Origin of the sequence: Azospirillum brasilense (genome assembly GCF_001315015.1) — a bacterium.
In the GTDB taxonomy this organism is placed as follows: domain Bacteria; phylum Pseudomonadota; class Alphaproteobacteria; order Azospirillales; family Azospirillaceae; genus Azospirillum; species Azospirillum brasilense.
Genome location: NZ_CP012914.1, coordinates 1,915,406 through 1,934,305 on the forward strand (window position 1 = coordinate 1,915,406; position 18,900 = coordinate 1,934,305).

The window sequence follows — 18,900 nt, forward strand, 5'->3', positions numbered from 1 at the left end:
ACCGTTCCCCATCGCTTAGGACGAGGAATCCTCGCCGTAAATCTGCTCCTGCTGGTAGGCGGTCAGGCCCACGCGCTGGATCAGGTCGAGCTGGGTCTCCAGCCAGTCGATGTGCTCCTCGGTATCCTCCAGGATCTCCCGGAAGATTTCACGGCTCTGATAGTCGCGCACCGCGTCGCAGTCGGCGATGGCTTCCAGCAGGTTGCCGCGGTTGTGGCTCTCGATGCCCAGATCGGCGGTGAACATCTCCGGCAGATCCTCGCCGATCTTCAGCTTGTGCAGGTCCTGGAGGTTGGGAAGCCCTTCCAGGAACAGGATGCGCTCGATCAGCTTGTCGGCGTGCTTCATCTCGCCGATGGATTCCTCGTAGACCTTGCCCGCCAGCCGATGCAAGCCCCAGTTCTTCAACATACGGGCGTGCAGGAAATACTGGTTGATGGCGGTCAGCTCGTTCGTCAGAATCGTGTTGAGGTGCCGGATAACCTTCGGATCACCTTTCATCTACCCCTCCGTCTTGATTGGCCGCACGGCGTGGCGCGCGGCGCGCTGTTCTTTTGCCCGACGACTGGCGCCAAGTGTAAGCCAATAGCGCAGGATCGCAATCGGCTTCCGGTTCGGCTGGCTTCACGACCGCTCGCTGCGGACCGCCTCGGCCAGCCGGCGCACCCCCTCGTCTTCGGCCATCGCCTCCACCGGCAGGCCCAGGCGGCGGCGCCAGTTGGGATGCTGGTCCACAGTGCCCGGCAGGTTCGGCTGCTCCACCTCGCCCAGCGCGTCCTCGATCTGCACCATGGCGATGCGGCCCGGCGAGCGGGCCAGATAGCGGTGCACCGCCTCCATCAGCTCGCGCGAGAAGGGCTGCGAGCCCTCGTTGTTCGGGTAGCGGACCGGGCGAAGCCCTTCCCGCTCCAGCGCTTGCAGCATCCACCAGCGGTCCACGCCGCGGTCCCAGATGTCCTTGTTCCGCGCCGCCTCGTCGGGATAGAGGTCCAGCCGGGCCCGCCAGTCGAGGTCGCGGTTGGTCCAGAAACCCTTGAAGGTGGCGAGGTCGTGGGTGGTCACCGTGACCATGGCCCCCGCGGGATACTCATGCGGCGCCTTGAACCCGCCGTCGGCGCTGCGCTCGAAATAGAGCACGCGGTAGCTGAGGATGCCGGCCCGCTCCAGCGCCGGGCGGAAGCCCTCCGGCACGGTGCCGAGATCCTCGCCGATGACGATGCAGCGGTTGCGCCGGCTTTCCAGCGCGATGATCCGCAGCAGATCCTCGAACGGGTACTCGACATAGGCGCCGTCGCTGCCGTCCGCCGGAATCCAGAACAGGTGCTGCAGGGCCATCACATGGTCGATGCGCAACGCCCCGGCGTGGCGCATGTTGGCGCGCAGCATGGCGATGAAGCTGCCATAGGCCGATTCGCGCAGGCCAACCGGTGACAGCGGGGCGAGACCCCAGTTCTGCCCCTTCATGTTGAACTGATCCGGCGGCGCGCCGACGTTGGCGCCCTGCACCAGGATGTCCGACTCGCCCCAGGCCGCCGCCCCGCCGGGATGCGCCGCCACGGCGAGGTCGCGGTAAAAGCCGATGGGCAGCCCGGCCCGGCGCCCGCGCTCCGCCGCCGTGCCCAGCTGGCGGTCGGCCTCCCATTGCAGATACTCGAAGAACGCCACCCGCTCGGCCTGCTCGGCGGCGAAGGCCTGGACCTCCGGGCTGTCCGGGATCTGGTAGGCCGGCGGCCAGGTCCGCCACATCCATTGGGACGGGTCGCGCCGGTAGAAATGCTCGTGCAGCGCCTCGAACACGGCGTGGCGGCGCAGCGGCTCGCCCATCTCGCGCCGGAACGCCTCGAACGCCTCGCGTCGCGCGTCGCTCTCGCCGAGCGCGCGGAAGGTGGCGTGCAGCGCCTCCAGCACCGGCATCTTCAGGGCGGAGACGGCGGGATAATCCACCAGCTCCGTCGCCCGCACGGCAGCCAGCCGCTGCCGGAACTCCTCCGACGCGATGAGGGCCTGCGCCTGCGGCGTGGCCGCCAGTTCCGGCACCCGCTCCACATCAATGTAGAGGATGTTGAGGAAGGTCCGGCTGCCCGGCGAATAGGGACCGATGTGGTTGGGGTCGGCCGGGAACAGCGCGTGCAGCGGGTTCAGCCCGACCAGCCCGGCCCCGAGCCCTGCGGCCGTCTCGGCGAAGCGCCCGAGGTCGTCGAAGTCGCCGATGCCCCAGTCGTCGCCGCTCTTGAGCGCGTAGAGCTGGAGGCCGATGCCCCAGGTCCGCCCGCCGGGAACCACGTCCTCCACCGTCAGGCAGCGCTGCGGCGCGACGATCAGCACCGTGCCACCCTCCAGCGTGCCGCCCACGCCCTGGGGACGGATCACCACGGATAGCCGGTGATAGCCGAGCGGCAGGGTCGGCGGCAGGCGGGTCGAAACCGTCCGACGCTCGTAGGCCACGCCGTCGAGCACGCGCTGCTCGGCCAGCGGCAGGTTGCCGACGCGCAGCGACGCGCGGTGGGCGAGCCCGCCCTCCTCGGTCAGCGTCCAGGTCAGTTCGGCGTCCTCCAGGCCGGCCGGGACGGCCAGGGCGAGGTTGAGCGGCGCGCCTTCGTCGATCACCAGGACGGGGGGCAGCATGCGCCGCCACGCCCGGTCCTCCACCGCGTGCAGACTCGCCGCCAACTCCTCGCCGGTACCGGCGGGATAGCCCATGGCGGCGGACAAGGCCCGCTTCGTCGCGTCGGAGGTCTCGCGCCGGTTGCCCCAGATGTCATGGTAGAAGGGCTCGATGCCAAGCCGTTCGGCAAGCCGGTCGAGATCGCTCATTCAGGGGTCCCCGCGTTTGTCGGTCGTGGCGTCTTGGTGGCGTCATTCTGGCCGCAACGGCCTGCGCGCGAGCATTGCGCGTCGGGCCGATTCCGTCCAGCCCCGAACATTCGAATTTTCATATTGACCGCAACGCTTTCGCGCGCGGCGACGGGGCAAGGGTGACAACGCGCCGCAACCTTGGATGATCCGGCCTACTTCAGCGGCTCACCATTTGCGGGATCACGACCCCACCGCCTCTTTCGCAGCATCGCCATTCGCCGCGGGCACGACCGTGGCGGCCCGCGCCGCCTCCGCCTTGGCCGCCTCCGCCTTGGCTTGGGCCATCTGCTCCAGCCGGGTGCGGTAACCGGTCACGGCGGCGGCGACCTCCGCCATCATGGCCTCCAGGGAGCGGGCCGCATCCACCGCCTGCATCAGGTCGCGGGCGAGCGCGCGGACGCGCTCCAGCTCCTCCGCCGCGACAGCACCCGATTCGGCCTGAAGGCGCAGCCGCTCGGCCATCATTTTCAAAGACTTGGCGACGGACTCCGCCGGCCCCGGTTCCCCCAGGTCGTCGAGGCGGCGCAGCAGGTCATCGAGGAAAGCCGGGACGCGGGCCAGATGCTCCACCGCCATGCGCTCCGGCGGGCGGGCGGGCAGGCCGGTGGCGGCGAACTCGATCAGGAAGGCGACCTGGACGCTGATGCGCAGCAGCTTCTGCTCGTTGACGAAGTGGTTGGCCTCGGCCATGAGCTGGCGGGCGTTGATGTGCGCCCAGCGGTTGGTGGCCTTCAGCCGCAGCGTGTTCGGCGCGTCGAGCAGCGGCACCTGGGCGCCCTCGCGCGGCGACTTGCGCCGGTCGGGGCCAGTGTAGTCGGCGGTCACCACGAACTTCTTGCGCGATTCGATCAGGGCGGCCAACCGCTCCTGCACCTGCTTGGGCGAGACCGGCTTCACCAGCAGATCGTCGGCCCCGGCGTTGGTGACGCGCATGACCAGAAGCGGCGTCGGCTGCCACGTCGTGGCGACGATGCAGGCGTAGGGGTTGCGGGTGTCCGGCTCGTTGCGCAGGCGGCGGATGAGGCGCAGCGCCTCCGCCTCCTCCCCGTCGATGTCCAACAGGATCAGGTCGGGGGTGGCGGCGGTCGCCATGTCCGCCGCGTCCCGGACCGAGCCGTAGGTCTCCGCCCGCTTCATCCCCAGCCGCGCCAGCACCTCGCGCAGGACGCGCTGGGTGTTGGACTGCGTGTCGATGATGGCGGCATCAACCAGGGAATAGTCGTAATCGGGCATGCGTCGATTCCGCGGAAACCGGAGGTGGAAGGGCCACCCCAGGCCAGGACGTTAGCACAGGCGGAAAATACCGCCTATTGACCCGCATCAACGACCGGGCGAATCAACCTGTACGAACACCAGCGCGGTCCGCCCGTCCACCGGCATCGTCCGCCCGGCGAGCTGCATCCGCCCGTCACCGGCCCCATCCGCCACGCGGGTGTCGAGCACACTCCGCCAGCCGCGCGCGTCGGGCACCTCCGGCAGGGTGACGTTGACCGTGTCGGTGTGGGCGTTCAGCACGATCAGCAGCACCCCGTCGTCCTGCGGCGCGCCGTCCACCCCGGTGTAGGTTCCGGCATGGCCGTTCAGCAGCAGCATGATGCAGCGCGCGTGCCCGTTGCGCCAATCCTCCGCCGATTTCTCGGCCCCTTGCGGCGTGTACCAGACGATGTCCTTCAATCCGTTCGGCGAGGTCCGGCGGCCGTGCAGGAACACCGGACGGCGCAGCACCGGATGGGCTTTGCGAAGGGCGATCAACCGCTTGACGAAGGCCAGCATCGGCCCGCCCTCGCCCTTCAGCCGCGCCCAGTCGAGCCAGGAGGTCTCGTTGTCCTGGCAATAGGCGTTGTTGTTGCCTTTCTGGCTGTGGCCGATCTCGTCGCCGGCCAGCATCATCGGCGTGCCCTGCGACAGGAACAGGGTGGCCAGCAGGTTGCGCTTCTGCTTGGCGCGGGCCTCGCGGATCGCCGGGTCGTCGGTCTCGCCCTCCACCCCGTGGTTCCAGGAATGGTTGGCGGAATGGCCGTCGCGGTTGTCCTCGCCGTTGGCCCAGTTATGCTTGTCGTTGTAGGAGACGAGGTCGTGCAGGGTGAAGCCGTCGTGCGCCGTGACGAAGTTCACCGACGACCAGGGCCGGCGCCCGCGCTTCTCGAACAGGTCCGACGAGCCGGCGATGCGCCCCGCCAGTTCCGGCAGCATGCCGTCGTCGCCCCGCCAATAGCGGCGCACGGTGTCGCGGTAGCGGTCGTTCCACTCCGCCCAGCCCGGCGGGAAGTTGCCGACCTGATAGCCGCCGGGACCAACGTCCCACGGCTCGGCGATCAGCTTGACGTCGGCCAGCGCCGGGTCCTGCCGCACGGCGTCGAGGAAGCCCGAACCGGGGTCGAAGCCATAGGGCTCCCGCGCCAGGACGGTGGCGAGGTCGAAGCGGAAGCCATCGACGTGCATCTCCGTCACCCAGTAGCGCAAGGAGTCCATGACCATCTGGAGGACGCGCGGGTGGCTGAGATTCAGGGTGTTTCCGGTGCCGGTGTCGTTGATGTAGAAGCGCGGGTTGTCGGGCAGCAGCCGGTAGTAGCTGAGGTTGTCGATGCCCTTGAAGGACAAGGTCGGGCCGAGATGGTTGCCCTCGCCCGTGTGGTTGTAGACCACGTCGAGGATGACCTCTATCCCCGCCTCGTGCAGGCGGGCGACCATGGTCTTGAACTCCGACAGCACGCCGGTGGTCATGTAGCGCGGCTCGGGCGCGAAGAAGCCGACGCTGTTGTAGCCCCAGTAGTTGCGCAAGCCCTGCCCAACCAGATGCCGGTCGTCGGCGAAGGACTGCACCGGCAGGAACTCCACCGAGGTGATGCCCAGCGCCTTCAGATAGTCGATCACAGCGTGGGTCGACATGCCGGCGAAGGTGCCGCGCAGCGGGGCCGGCACCTCCGGATGGCGCATGGTGAAGCCGCCGATATGAGTCTCGTAGATGACCGTGTCCGACCAAGGCACCGCCGGGTGCCGGTCGTGGCCCCAGGTGAAGGCGCGGTCGACCACCCGGCACTTCGGCATGCCGCGCGCGTTGTCGCGCCGGTCGAAGGACAGATCCTCGCGCGTCGAGCCGACGCGGTAGCCGTAATGGGCGTCCGACCAGCGGAACGGCCCGAACAGCGCCTTGGCGTAGGGGTCGAGCAGCAGCTTGTTCGGGTTGAAGCGGTGCCCCGCCAGCGGCTCGTAGGGGCCGTGGACCCGGTAGCCGTAGAGCAGGCCGGGCCGGGCCTCCGGCAGATAGCCGTGCCAGACCTCGTCGGTGTGCTCCGGCAGGACGACCCGCTCGACCTCGCGCTGGCCGGTCTGGTCGAACAGGCACAGCTCGACCTTCTCGGCGTGCGCGGAGAACAGGGCGAAGTTGACCCCGAACCCGTCCCAGTTCGCCCCCAGCGGATAGGACTTGCCGGGCCAGACGGCGGTGCGCGTGGCGGTGGAGATGGACATCAGGGCATACTCACCACGGGCACGGACATCGGGCGGAACCGCAAGCGGCTTGCGCCGGGCGCGGCAGGCGACCTAGCCGAAGCGGATAGCCACCTGCTGCAATAAAGGAGCGACGCGCCGGTCGCGTCAAGTGCGGAACGCCGCTCGCCCCTCCTCCCATTGGTCGAAGCGCGCCCCCTACCCCGCCTTACGCTCCAGCACCAGCGTACCCAGCGGCGGCAGGGTCAGGGTGATGGAATGCGGACGGCCATGCCATTCCGTCTCCTCGCTCGCCACGCCGCCGGCATTGCCGACGCCGCTCCCGCCATATTCCGGGGCGTCGGTGTTCAGCACCTCCTCGTAGCGGCCCGGCAGGGTGACGCCGACGCGGTAGCCGTCGCGCGGCATCGGGGTGAAGTTGCAGACCACGACCACATGGTGCTCCGGATCCTCTCCGCTCTTGCGCAGGAACGCGAGGACGGAGTTGTCGCTGTCGTTGGCCTCGATCCATTCGAAGCCCGCCGGGTCGCAGTCGGTCTGGTGCAGCGGCTTCAGCCCGCGGTACATGCCGTTCAGGTCGCGCACCAGCGCGTGAAGCCCATGGTGCAGCGGCTCCTCCAGCAGGTGCCAATCCAGGCTGCGCGCCTCGCTCCACTCGCGCCACTGGCCGAACTCGCCGCCCATGAACAGCAGCTTCTTGCCGGGATGGGCGAACATGAAGCCGTAATAGGCGCGCAGGTTGGCGAACTTCTGCCAGTCGTCGCCCGGCATCTTGTTGATGAGCGAGCCTTTGCCGTGAACCACCTCGTCGTGGCTGAGCGGCAGGACGAAGTTTTCCGAGAACTGGTAGATCAGGCCGAAGGTGAGCTGGTGGTGGTGGTAACGGCGGTGGATGGGGTCCTTCGCCATGTACTCCAGCGTGTCGTGCATCCAACCCATGTTCCACTTGTAGCCGAAGCCCAAGCCCCCGAGATAGACGGGCCGCGACACCGCCGGCCAAGCCGTGGATTCCTCGGCCACCGTCATGATCCCTTGGTGGTGGCCGTAGGTCAGCTCGTTCATCCGCTTCAGGAAGGCGATGGATTCCAGGTTCTCGCGCCCGCCGAAGCGGTTGGGAACCCACTCGCCGGCCTTGCGGCTGTAATCGAGGTAGAGCATGGAGGCCACGGCATCGACCCGCAGCCCGTCCAGACGGTAATGCTCCAGCCAGAACAGCGCGTTGCCGAGCAGGAAGTTCTGCACCTCCGTCCGGCCGAAATTATAGATCAGCGTGTTCCAGTCCTGGTGATAGCCCTGGCGCGGGTCGGCGTGCTCGTAGAGGTGCGTGCCGTCGAACCAGCCCAGCCCGTGCGGGTCAGTCGGGAAGTGGCCGGGCACCCAATCGAGCAGCAGCCCGATCCCCGCCGCGTGGCAGGCGTCCACGAAATACTTGAAGTCCTCCGGCGTGCCGTGGCGGCTGGTCGGCGCGTACATGCCGATCGGCTGGTAGCCCCAGGAGCCGTCGAAGGGATGCTCGGTGATCGGCAGCAATTCGATGTGGGTGAACCCGAGATCCTTGACGTAGGGCACCAGCCGCTCGGCCAGCTCCCGGTAGGTCAGGAAGCGGTCGCCCTCCTCCGGCACCCGCGCCCAGGAGCCGAGATGGACCTCGTAGATGGAGATCGGCGCGGTCAGGTCGGCGCTGGCGGAGCGGGTCCGCTGCCACTCGGCATCCTGCCAGTCGTAGGACGGCAAGCCGTGCACCACGGAGGCGGTCTGGGGGCGGAACTCGGCCTGGAAGGCGTAGGGATCGGACTTCAGCGGCAGCAGATCGCCGCCCGCCCCCTTGATCTCGAACTTGTAGCGTTGGCCGACGGTGGCGTGGGGCACGAAAATCTCCCACACGCCGGCTTCCGTCCGCTTGCGCATGGGCAGGCGACGACCGTCCCAGTCGCAGAAATCGCCGACGACGCTGACCCGCCGGGCGTTGGGCGCCCAGACGGCGAAGGCCACGCCGGCCACGCCGTCGATTTCCCGCGGGTGGGCGCCCAGCCGCTCGAAGCTCTTGAGGTGCGTGCCCTCGGCCAGCAGATGGATGTCCAGCTCGCCCAGGACGGACCAGAAGCGGTAAGCGTCCTCGAACTCCACCGTCGCCAGCGGGAACTGGACGCGCAGGCGGTAGCGGAAGGGCTCCTTGCGGTCGCTCAGGACGGCGACGAAGAAGCCCTCGCCATGGACCTTGTCGGCCTCGCCCACCGGGTCGCCGGACGCGCTGTCGACCACCCAGAGCTTCTCCGCGCCGGGGATGAAGGCGCGGACCTCGACGGGCTGGTCCTTGCCGGTCTGGTGCATGCCCAGGATCGCGAAGGGATCACCGTGGTCGGCGTGGACGATGGCCTCGATGCCGCCGCTCAACGGCGACGCGGCCTTCGGCGACGCTTCCTGCGCCTTGGCACGGTTTCCCGTTCGGATGTCGTTCGGCATCGGCTGACTTTCCCCTTACCCTTGCTCGTTCTTGGGGTGTGAACATAGCGCCGGGGCGTTTGTCACACCACGCCCGCGGCGTCCTATGTCCCGCATCGGGTTTCGCCTCAGGACTCGCCGTCCAAAAGCCCCAGCACGCCCTTCACCGGAATGCCGATCCAGTTCGGCCGGTTGGCGGCCTCGTAGGCGATCTCGTAGAGCGCCTTCTCCATCAGGAACAGCGCCAGCAGGCGACGGTCGGCGGCGGCACCGTCCGGCACGTCCGGGCAGGCCGCCATGGCGGCTCGGTAGGCCTCCAGGAAGCTCTGCATGCTGCGCCGCTCCCAATCGAGCGCCGCCTCCATCACCGCGCCGGCCTCCTCCAGCGCGCCCGTCTCGTCGATCCGGAACAGCGCCGCCCAGGTGGCGTAGTTGAAGGAGCGCAGCATCCCCGCCACGTCGCGCAGCGGGCTGTGCTTGGCCCGGCGCTCCTCCAGGGACTTCGCCGGCTCGCCCTCGAAGTCGATGATGTACCAGTCGTTCTGGGCGCGCAGCACCTGCCCCAGGTGATAGTCGCCGTGGATGCGCGTCTTGTCGCCCTGCGGCGGCGTGTCGGCCAGTTCGGCCAGACGGTTCATCACGTCGGCGCGGCGGGCCAGCAGCGATTCCGCCTGCTCGCGCACGGCGGGGGCCAGACGGTCCAGCGCGCCGGGCAGCGCGGCGAAGGCGGCCTCGGCCTGACGGCGGGCGGCCTCGCCCCAGCCCTTCAGGTCGTCGGCGGTGACCGGCTCCGGATCGAAGGCCGGATCGCCGGTCCGCTTCGCCAGCGCGCAGTGGAGTTCCGCCGTGCGCTGGCCGAGCGTCGCCATCATGGCGGCGTGCATGCCGAAGGGTTCGCCCTCGGTCGGCTCCTCCGGGTCGTGGGCGAGGCCGAGACGGATGTCGTCCAGGTCGCGCACCAGTGAGTCGACGGTGCTGCTCCAGCCGTCGCCCTGGTTGCGAACGAAGCCTTGGAGCACGAACAGCGCGGTCGGCGTGCCGTCCTCCGCCACATGCTCGACGGAGCCGAGCAGCCGCGGCGTGTTCTGGAAGCCCGCCACCTCGGTCAGGAAGCGCCCGACCTCGATCTCCGGATGGGCACCGGGGGTCAGGCGGCGGAACGCCTTCAGCACGGCCTGGCTGCCGACCAGAATGGAGCTGTTGCTCTGCTCCACGCCGAGGCGGCGGATCTCCGTGTCGTCGTCCACCACGAGGTCGGCCATGCAGGCCGTTGGCGAGAAGCGCAGGTGCCCATGCGAGGCCGGGATTTCCCGCCCCTCGCGCAGGGCGGTCAGCAGGCTGCGGGTGAAAGCGTCGGCCTGCATGGCGTCGTAAATGGCACCGGTACGCGGGCCGCGCCGGGCCTTGGCCAGCGTGAAGGGAAGCAGCGGCCAGCCGGTGTTGCCGGCGTTCTCCTCCCAACTCATGGCGAGCGGAAGGAAGTAGGACTGCGTGCCGCCGCCGGACAGCTCGACCTCGGTGTGGAGCATCATGAAGCCGTCGCCCGGCCCGTCCAGCCGCGCGGACACCGGGACATGCGCGCGCTCGATCCGGCGGTCCTTGGCGGCGAACCAGCGCTGCTGCGGCAGGTAGGCCTGCAGGATGTCGCGCGCCAGCTCGGCCTCGGCGCGCCCGCTGATCAGGCTCTTCCAGCCGTCGCGCACCACCACGGTCAGCAGGTCGGGCACCGGCTCCGGCATCGTCTCGTGCCAGGAAGGCAGCGCCGCCTCGGCGGCCAGCGCGAACCAGTAGAAGCCGTAGGCCGGGATGGTCAGCAGATAAGGCAGATCGCCGACCGGCGGGAAGACCGTGCGGCCCAGCATCTCCACCGGCACGCGGCCGCGGAACTGCTTGAGGTCCAACTCCACCGCCTGGGCGGAGCGGGACAGGTTGGCCACGCAGAGGATGACCTCGTCGCCCTCCTCCGTCGAATGGCAGCGCAGATAGGCCAGGACCTTGCGGTTGCCCGGATAGAGGAGCTGGAAGCTGCCGCGCCCGAAGGCCTTGTGCTGCTGGCGCACGGCGATCAGCCGCTTCATCCAGTTCAGCAGAGACGACGGGCTGCGCTGCGCCGCCTCGACGTTGATGGCCTGGAAGCCGTAGATCGGGTCCTGGATCGCCGGCAGGTACAGCCGCGCCGGGTCGGCGCGCGAGAAGCCGCCGTTGCGGTCGGGCGACCACTGCATCGGCGTGCGCACGCCGTCGCGGTCGCCGAGATAGATGTTGTCGCCCATGCCGATCTCGTCGCCGTAATAGAGCACCGGCGTGCCCGGCATGGACAGCAGCAGGCTCTTCAGCAGCTCGATCTTGCGGCGGTCGTTCTGGAGCAGCGGGGCGAGGCGCCGCCGGATGCCCAGGTTGATCCGCATCCGCCGGTCGGCGGCGTAGAAGTCCCAGAGATAGTCCCGCTCGCGGTCGGTCACCATCTCCAGCGTCAGCTCGTCATGGTTGCGCAGGAAGATGGCCCACTGGCACTCGTCCGGGATGTCCGGGGTCTGGCGCATGATGTCGGCGATGGGGTGCCGGTCCTCCATGGCGACGGCCATGTAGATGCGCGGCATCAGCGGGAAGTGGAAGGCCATGTGGCATTCGTCGCCGCCCTTCTCCAGATCGCCGAAATAGGGCAGCACGTCCTCCGGCCACTGGTTCGCCTCGGCCAGCAGCATGCGGTCGCCGTAGCCCTTGTCGATCTCCGTGCGGATCGCCTTCAGGACGTCGTGGGTTTCCGGCAGGTTCTCGTTGTTGGTGCCCTCGCGCTCCTTCAGGTAGGGCACGGCGTCGAGCCGCAGCCCGTCCACCCCCATGTCCAGCCAGAAGCGCATGACGTTCAGCACCTCCTGAAGGACCTTCGGGTTGTCGAAGTTCAGGTCGGGCTGGTGCGAGTAGAAGCGGTGCCAGAAATAGGCCTGCGCCTCGGAATCCCAGGTCCAGTTGGACTTTTCCGTGTCGCAGAAAATGATGCGGGTGCCCTGATACTTCTGGTCGGTGTCGGACCAGACGTAGAAATTGCGGTGGTTCGATCCCGGCTTGGCCAGACGGGCGCGCTGGAACCACGGATGCTGGTCGGAGGTGTGGTTGATGACCAGCTCCGTGATCACGCGCAGGCCGCGGTCGTGGCACTCGCGCAGGAACCGCTTGAAGTCCTGAAGATTGCCGTAGGACGGGTTGACCGCCTTGTAGTCGGCGATGTCGTAGCCGTCGTCGCGCAACGGCGAGGGGTAGAAGGGCAGCAGCCACAGCGTGGTGACGCCAAGCTCCTGGATGTAGTCGAGCTTCTGCGTGAGGCCGGCGATGTCGCCGATGCCGTCGTTGTCGGCGTCGTAGAACGCCTTCACGTGAAGCTGATAGATGACCGCGTCCTTGTACCAGAGCGTGTCGTTCCGATCGATCCGGCCGTTGTCCGAGTTCTTCATACCGCCCCGTCGCTCCGCTGGTCTGGTGGAGCGGGGTCGCCGCACGGGCGGGGAATCCCGCGCCCATCCGGCAGCCGCGCCACATCATAAACCAGTTAGAGTTGGGTCCGTTCCACGGCAAAGGCAACGTTGGACGCGAAACCTGCGATGGCGGACCACCATCGGAGGCGGTGCCGGACTCAGGCGGAGGCCCGCTTCCGCTTGATGTTTGGGGTGAGGCTGCGGTAGACGCCCTGATCCTCTTCGATGAAATGGACGATCAGGCGGTGCTCGACCCAGTTGGTCAGTTCGTTGGGCGTGCAGAAGACGACGCCGTACGGCCCCTCGAACCGCAGGGCCAGCAGTTCCTCGGTGATCTGCCGGTGTAACCGCTTGTGCTTCTCGACGACGGCGCTCTTGGCGTCGATCCAGAACTGTTCCTCGTCGGAGAAATGCTCCTCCGTGTACTTCACCAGGGCGGCGAAGGCGTTCTGGATGATCTTGTAGCCCTGCCCCGCCGCGACCGCCATGTGCAACAGCCCGGCCAGTTCCAGAAGGGTCCGGTGCTGCTCGTCGATGGACTCGTTTCCAACCGTGTATTCGGACTTCCACGGGAAGCGGGCGGATGGCTGCATGGGGGGCCTGCCGGCGAACGGCTGTGCTGAAGGTGTGAGGACGCCGCAAGATAGCACCCCGAACCGCCCGCCGGGGTCGGACAACTTGCCGCAAATCGAGTCTCCGCCCGGCGCGATGAATACAATTTTCGGCAAATTATCACGAAGGCGTCGGATCAGCCTTTCACCGGCTTCGCCATGTAAGTCATGCCGCCGCCGTAGGAGGCGAGCTTGGCCGCCAGCCCAGCCCCGCCATCATGGGGCAGGAATCCTTGCGCGTCCCAGAAGGCCCGCGCGCCGGGGGTGGAGGTCAGGGCCAGCCAGCGAAACCCCTGCCGCGCCGCCAGCGCGTTCATGCGCTCCAGCGCCGCCACGCCCAACCCCAGCCCCCGTGCCGCGGGCAGCAGGGCGACGTCGTGCAGATAGAGGCAGTCCGGCATCTCCGGCAACGCGCCGAGCGGCGAATCGAGGGGCGGCGGAACGCCCAGCCGGCCCGGATGCATGACGATGTAGCCGATGCAGGATCCGTCCGCTTCCGCCCCGGCGGTTTCCGCCCTAAAAACGTCCGCCATGGCGCAGCCGTCCGGGTAGAGGGCCAAACGCTCGGCAAAGACGGCGCGATCCTCCGGGTAATCGGGGTGCACGACCTCGGCGATGGACATCACACGGTCCAGGTCAGCCGCTTCCATGGCGCGCCAAGCCGCGTTCATCCGCATTCTCCCATCCTCCCCGCCCTTTCCAGCCTTCCAGCCCACCATCCGGGCGCGCTATGGTGACCGTTCGCACACCAGCCGACCGGAGGACCACCCATGACCGACACCGCCGCGGCGAGCCTGCTGCCCAAGGTGCGGACCATCGCCCACGAAGCGGGTCAGGTGATCCTGCGCTTCTACAACGACGGCATCGACGCCGCCACAAAGGTCGACGGCAGTCCGGTCACCCAGGCCGATCTAGCCGCCGAGCATGTCATCACCCCGGCCCTTCACCACATCGCCCCCGGCATTCCGGTTGTCGCGGAGGAGGCCGTGGCCGCCGGGCACCGGCCGGACATCTCCGGCGGACGTTTCTGGCTGGTCGATCCGCTGGACGGAACCAAGGAATTCATCAGCCGCAACGGCGAGTTCACCGTCAACATCGCCCTGATCGACGGCGGGCGCCCGGTCCTGGGTGTCGTCTACGCGCCGGCCACGGGTGACCTCTACGCCGCCTGCGGGGCGGGCACAGCGGTTCATTGGGTGGAGGGCCGCCACGACTACCCGATCCAGGTCCGCAAGCCGCCGCCCGACGGCCTGACCGTGGTCGCCAGCCGTTCCCATGGCAGCGGCAGCGAACTGGACGGCTTCCTCGCCGGCTACACGGTGAAAAACCGGGTGACCTGCGGCAGCTCCCTGAAATTCTGCACGGTGGCGTCGGGCAAGGCCGACCTCTACCCCCGCTTCGGCCCGACCAGCGAGTGGGACACCGCCGCCGGCCACGCCATCCTCGCCGCCGCCGGCGGGCGGGTGGAGCAGCCCGACGGCTCGCCCTTCCTCTACGGCAAGGCCGACATCGTGAATCCCCATTTCGTTGCGTATGGATGGTGACGACGCTGTGTGACGCGGCCGTCGCGGTGCTGACCACCGCGGCGCCGCTGGAGAAGGTGCGCCTGACGCGGGAGTACGCTGCGGCGTGGCGCGATGGACGCATCGCCGGGTTCGGCAACCTGCTCCCGCCGGAGCGCCCCGCCCGCCCGGAGCGCCCGCCGCTGATGCTGCCCCGCGACATGCCCAAGCGCGGGCGCGGCGGCAGCGCGCAGAACCGCCTCGCCCTGCTGCACGCGCTGGCCCACATCGAGCTGAACGCCATCGACCTCGCCTGGGACATCGTGTGCCGCTTCGTCGGCGAGGGGATGCCCAAGGGCTTCACCGACGACTGGGTGCAGGTCGCCGACGACGAGGCCCGGCATTTCCAGATGCTGGAGGAGCGGTTGAACCAGCTCGGTTCCGGCTACGGTGAGTTGCCGGCCCATGACGGGCTGTGGCAGGCGGCGACCACCACCGCCCACGACCTCGCCGCCCGGCTGGCCGTGGTGCCGATGGTGCTGGAGGCGCGCGGGCTCGACGTGACCCCGGAAACCGTCCGCCGCCTGCGCGAGTTCGGTGACGCCGAGAGCGCCACCCTGCTCCAGGTCATCCATGACGAGGAGATCACCCACGTCGCCGCCGGACGCCGCTGGTTCGGCCATCTCTGCGCCAAGCGTGGCGTGGACCCGGTGGAGACGTGGCAGGATCTGGTGAAGCGGTATTTCCGCGGCGGCCTGAAGAAGCCCTTCAACGTGACCAGCCGCCAAGCCGCCGACTTCGGCCCGGAATTCTACGAGCCAATCGCGGAGTGAGGGGGACTTTCACCTCCACGCCTGTTCCTTCTCCCCCCTGGGGAGAAGGTTAGGATGAGGGGGCGCCACAGGCGACCTGCTTACCAATCGGTTTCCTGATCCGCCCTGACGGAGCGCCCCCTCACCGGCTCTCAGCGGATGCCAGAGGCATCCGCCTGCCGCCGTCAGCGTTGGCCTCTGGCCAACGCGAGAGGCCCTTCGGGCCACCCTCTCCCCAGAGGGGCGAGGTTTATTATTCCCTACCCCCGCAACAGCTTCGGGTTGGCGATGCACAGCCGGGCCTGGACGATCTCCTCCAGGCACTCCATCAACACGTCCTGGCCGTCGTGGTCGAAGTCGCCCGCGGCGATCTCGATGCACAGCCGGTGCTGAAGGGCCTCCACCCGCCGGCGCAGGTCGGCGCCGGACAGGCTGTCGTCGGCGTCCTCGCCGTAGAGCAGGGCCAGCGCCGCCAGCATGGCGTGACCGGCCTCGTCCGCGCCGGCCAGTTCGCGTTGCACGATGCCGAGCGCGTTGGCGATCATCAGCGCCGTGTAGCGCTGGGCCGGCGGGATGTGGGGAAGCAGGTCGGTCCGGAAGGTGTCCGCGACGATGCTCAGCAGTTCCTGGGCGTCGGGGCTGGTGCGCATCAGGCGACCCTCTCTTCGTCAGCATCACCCGACGTCTCGACACCCACCGCCGCCGGGGAAGAGGCCGTCAGCCCCAGCCCATGGATGTGGCGCAACAAATCCAACTCGATCTCCGGCAGCATCCGCCCGGTCAAAGCCAGCTCCAGCGACGGCTCCTCCCCTGACGTGTGGCGGCGCCCCTGGAGGACGGCGATGGCGGCCCAACGCATGTAGGCGGCGGTTTCCCAATAGGCGACCGCCTGCGGGTCCACCCGGCGGCCGGAGGTCTCCTCGTAACCGGCGTAGAAGTCCTCCCGCCCGGCCAAGCCGCCGGCCTCGCGGTCGTGGCGCCCGAACCGCCAGGAGCGGGCGCAGAACCAGCCGAGATCCTCCATGGGATCGCTGAATCCCGCGAACTCCCAGTCCAGGATGGCGGTCAGCCCGCCGTCCTTCACCAGATAGTTCCCAGTGCGGTAGTCGCGATGGCACAGCACCAGATCGCCCGGCGGCGGCGCGTGGATCTCCAGCCAGCGCAGCCCCCAGGCCAGAACGGCGTCGCGCAAGGCCAGATCGCCCAGCCAGTCGCGGTAGGCGTGGACGCAGTCGAGCGCCGGCGATGCGGCCGGCACCGGCAGATCCTCCAGCCCCGGCGTGTCCGGCCCGGCCTTGTGGAGGCGGCCGAGTTGCCGGCCAAGCTCGCGGGCGAGTCCGCGCTGCGGCTGGTCGGCCTTCACCACCTTGTGCCCGGCGCCGATGCCCTCGGCGCGCCGCATGATGTAGAAGTCAGCGCCGAGAACCGCCGGGTCGCCGCAGGCGGCGATGGGCTCCGGCGCCGCCACCCCGGCGCCGAAGGCGGCGCGCAGCACGGCGAACTCCTGCGCCTTGGAAATGCTGGCCTTCATGCCGGACGCCGCCGCGCCGCCGCCCGGTTGGGCGCGCAGCACGCAGGCGTGCCGCCCGGCCTGCGGCCCGCCGTCGATGTCCAGAGTCACCGCGAGGTTGAGCGAGATGGCTCCCCCGCCCAGGGTGCCTTCGTCGGCCACCGCCACGCGCGTCGCGCCGGTCGCCCCGGCCAGCCACGTTTCCAGCCGCGGCCGGCTTTCCCCGTCGATCAGTGCGCTCATCCCATCACCCCCAGGCCCAGAAGCCGTCGCCCTCGTCCATGTAGAATCGCGCCAGGACCATCTTGTGGACCTCCGACGCCCCGTCCACCAACCGGGCCTGCCGGGCGTAGCGGTACATCCACTCCAGCGCCGTGTCCTTCGAATAGCCCCTGGCGCCGCAGAGCTGGATGGCCGTGTCCACCGCCCTGTGCAGCGTGTCGGCGACATGGACCTTGGCCATCGACACCTCCTTGCGGGCGAAGTCGCCGCGGTCGAGTTGCCACGCCGCCTTCATGACCAGCAGCCGCCCGATCTCGATCTGCATGGCAACATCGCCCATCATCCACTGCACGCCCTCGTGCCCGGCGAGCGTGGTGCCGAAGCTCTCGCGCTCGCGCACATAGGCGGCGGCGATCTCCATGGCCCGCTTCGACAGGCCGGTCCAGCGCATGCAATGGGTCAGCCGCGCCGGGCCGAGGCGGATCTGCGTCGCCTTCAGCCCGTCGCCGATGTTCATCAGGACGTTCTCGTCGGAAACCTCCAGCCCGTCGAAGCGCAGCTCGCAATGGCCGCCATGCTCCTCCGGCCCCATGATCGGGATGCGGCGGACGATCTCCCAGCCGGGCTGGTCCTTGTCGAACAGGAAGGCGGTCAGCCCCTTGCGCGCGTCGTCGGAGGTGCGGGCGATCAGGATGAAATGCTGAGCCTCGCCCGCCCCGGTGATGAACCATTTGTGGCCGGAGATCACCCAGCGGTCGCCCTTCCGCTCCGCCCGGGTCTTCATCATCGAGGGGTCGGAGCCGCCGCCGGGATGCGGCTCGGTCATCACGAAGGCGGAGCGCACCGTGCCGTCGACGATGGGCTGGAGCCAGCGCTCCTTCTGCGCCTCGGTCGCCACCTTGTTGAGAAGCTGCATGTTGCCGTCGTCGGGGGCCGCGCAGTTGAAGCAGACCGGCCCGAAGATCGACCGGTTCATCTCCTCGTAGGCGGCGGCCATGCCGACGATGCCCAGCCCCTGCCCGCCGCGATCCTTCGGCATCTGCGGCGCCCACAGCCCGGCGGCCTTCACCTCCCCGCGCAGGCGCTCCAGCAGGGCGGGCGCGATGTTCTCATGCGCGTCGTAGGAGGCCGGATCCGCTTCCAGCGGCAGGATCCGCTCCTCCACGAAGGCGCGCGCGCGGCGGCGGAATTCCTCGATCGGCGGGGGCAGGCTGAAATCCATCGGTTCGGGTCCTCTCCGTCGTTTTTTCTTGATTACAAGGTGCTGACCAAGTGCCCGCCGTCCACCGGCACGACCGCCCCGGTCATGTAGGCCGACGCGTCGGAGCAGAGCAGCAGCAGCGGCCCGTTGAGGTCCGCCAGCCGCCCCAGCCGCCGCTGCGGCACCCGCCGGATCAGCGCCTGCCCGGCGTCGGTCGCCAGGAAATCGCGGTTCAGGTCGGTTTCCATGTAGCCGGGGGCCAGCGCGTTGACGCGGATGCCGTAACGCGCCCATTCCAGGGCCAGCGCCTGGGTCATCTGCACCAGCCCGGCCTTCGACGCCGTGTAGGCCACGACATGGCCGGCCACCCGCAGCCCGAGGATGGAGGCGATGTTGACGATCGACCCGCCCCGCCCCTGCTCCCTCATCACGCGCGCCGTCTCCTGCGCGGTGAGGAAGGCGCCCTTCAGGTTGGTGTCGATGACGCGGTCCCACTCCTCTTCCGCGTAATCAAGCGCGGGCTTGGCGACGGTGGCCCCGGCGTTGTTGACGAGGATGTCCAGCCCGCCGAGCGCGCCCGCCGCCTCGCGGACACCGTTGCGGACGGAGGCGGCGTCGGTGACGTCCAGTGGCACGGCGATGGCCTGCCCGCCCGCCGCTTCGATCTCGGCGACGGCGGCGTCCAGGCTCTCGCGCCGCCTTGCGGCCAGGGCGACGCGGGCGCCCGCCGCGGCGAGTACGCCCGCGAAGTGACGGCCCAGGCCGGCGGAGGCCCCGGTGACCAGGGCGGTGCGGTTGGTGAGGGAGAGGATCATGGGGGT

At 68.9% G+C, this 18,900-nt stretch carries 14 protein-coding genes; 2 read left to right on the plus strand and 12 right to left on the minus strand.

What is annotated here, in order from left to right:
* Positions 1 to 15: 15 nt before the first annotated feature.
* The 8 genes from bfr to AMK58_RS08900 all read right to left on the minus strand — a co-directional run bounded on the left by bfr (position 16) and on the right by AMK58_RS08900 (position 13,503).
* A complete protein-coding gene (bfr, locus tag AMK58_RS08865; RefSeq protein ID WP_014240606.1) occupies positions 16 to 501 on the minus strand; it encodes a bacterioferritin in 486 nt (161 codons plus the stop codon).
* Between the two features lie 123 nt (positions 502 to 624).
* Entirely contained in the window at positions 625 to 2,814 is a 2,190-nt protein-coding gene (malQ, locus tag AMK58_RS08870) for a 4-alpha-glucanotransferase (RefSeq protein ID WP_035674240.1), read from the minus strand.
* Between the two features lie 222 nt (positions 2,815 to 3,036).
* Positions 3,037 to 4,089, minus strand: coding sequence for a response regulator (locus AMK58_RS08875; RefSeq protein ID WP_035674239.1), 1,053 nt, complete (start codon positions 4,087 to 4,089; stop codon positions 3,037 to 3,039).
* A gap of 87 nt (positions 4,090 to 4,176) precedes the next feature.
* The gene (glgX, locus tag AMK58_RS08880) at positions 4,177 to 6,327 is read right to left on the minus strand and encodes a glycogen debranching protein GlgX (protein ID WP_059398808.1); all 2,151 of its coding nucleotides are present in this window, start codon (positions 6,325 to 6,327) and stop codon (positions 4,177 to 4,179) included.
* Positions 6,328 to 6,504: 177 nt separating this feature from the next.
* Positions 6,505 to 8,769, minus strand: coding sequence for a 1,4-alpha-glucan branching protein GlgB (glgB, locus tag AMK58_RS08885; RefSeq protein WP_059398809.1), 2,265 nt, complete (start codon positions 8,767 to 8,769; stop codon positions 6,505 to 6,507).
* A 107-nt stretch (positions 8,770 to 8,876) separates the two neighbouring features.
* The gene (gene treS / locus AMK58_RS08890) at positions 8,877 to 12,200 is read right to left on the minus strand and encodes a maltose alpha-D-glucosyltransferase (RefSeq protein ID WP_035674234.1); all 3,324 of its coding nucleotides are present in this window, start codon (positions 12,198 to 12,200) and stop codon (positions 8,877 to 8,879) included.
* A 179-nt stretch (positions 12,201 to 12,379) separates the two neighbouring features.
* On the minus strand, positions 12,380 to 12,814 hold the full coding sequence (locus AMK58_RS08895) for a bacteriohemerythrin (RefSeq protein WP_051140260.1): 435 nt from the start codon (positions 12,812 to 12,814) through the stop codon (positions 12,380 to 12,382).
* A gap of 155 nt (positions 12,815 to 12,969) precedes the next feature.
* Positions 12,970 to 13,503: a GNAT family N-acetyltransferase gene (locus tag AMK58_RS08900; RefSeq protein WP_051140261.1), complete on the minus strand. Its 534-nt coding sequence runs from the start codon at positions 13,501 to 13,503 to the stop codon at positions 12,970 to 12,972.
* Positions 13,504 to 13,602: 99 nt separating this feature from the next.
* Here AMK58_RS08900 and cysQ point away from each other — a divergent pair, with 99 nt between their 5' ends.
* Both cysQ and AMK58_RS08910 read left to right on the plus strand, forming a co-directional pair.
* Complete coding sequence (gene cysQ / locus AMK58_RS08905; RefSeq protein ID WP_014240596.1) at positions 13,603 to 14,376, plus strand: 3'(2'),5'-bisphosphate nucleotidase CysQ; 774 nt, start codon at positions 13,603 to 13,605, stop codon at positions 14,374 to 14,376.
* Entirely contained in the window at positions 14,370 to 15,167 is a 798-nt protein-coding gene (locus AMK58_RS08910) for a ferritin-like domain-containing protein (RefSeq protein ID WP_035674229.1), read from the plus strand. Before cysQ ends, AMK58_RS08910 begins: the two co-directional genes overlap by 7 nt.
* 239 nt (positions 15,168 to 15,406) lie before the next feature.
* Here AMK58_RS08910 and AMK58_RS08915 read toward each other — a convergent pair whose 3' ends face one another.
* From AMK58_RS08915 to AMK58_RS08930, 4 genes are read right to left on the minus strand one after another with little or no spacing between them, the layout of a single operon-like run.
* Positions 15,407 to 15,796: a DUF6285 domain-containing protein gene (locus AMK58_RS08915; protein WP_035674227.1), complete on the minus strand. Its 390-nt coding sequence runs from the start codon at positions 15,794 to 15,796 to the stop codon at positions 15,407 to 15,409.
* Positions 15,796 to 16,899 carry a phosphotransferase family protein gene (locus tag AMK58_RS08920; RefSeq protein WP_051140259.1) on the minus strand — a complete coding sequence of 368 codons (1,104 nt, stop codon included), beginning with the start codon at positions 16,897 to 16,899 and terminating at the stop codon, positions 15,796 to 15,798. The genes AMK58_RS08915 and AMK58_RS08920 overlap by 1 nt, the downstream gene beginning before the upstream one ends.
* Positions 16,900 to 16,903: 4 nt before the next feature.
* Positions 16,904 to 18,100, minus strand: a complete 1,197-nt coding sequence (locus AMK58_RS08925; RefSeq protein WP_035674225.1) for an acyl-CoA dehydrogenase family protein — start codon at positions 18,098 to 18,100, stop codon at positions 16,904 to 16,906.
* 32 nt (positions 18,101 to 18,132) lie between these two features.
* On the minus strand, positions 18,133 to 18,894 hold the full coding sequence (locus AMK58_RS08930) for an SDR family NAD(P)-dependent oxidoreductase (protein WP_035674223.1): 762 nt from the start codon (positions 18,892 to 18,894) through the stop codon (positions 18,133 to 18,135).
* Positions 18,895 to 18,900: the final 6 nt, after the last annotated feature.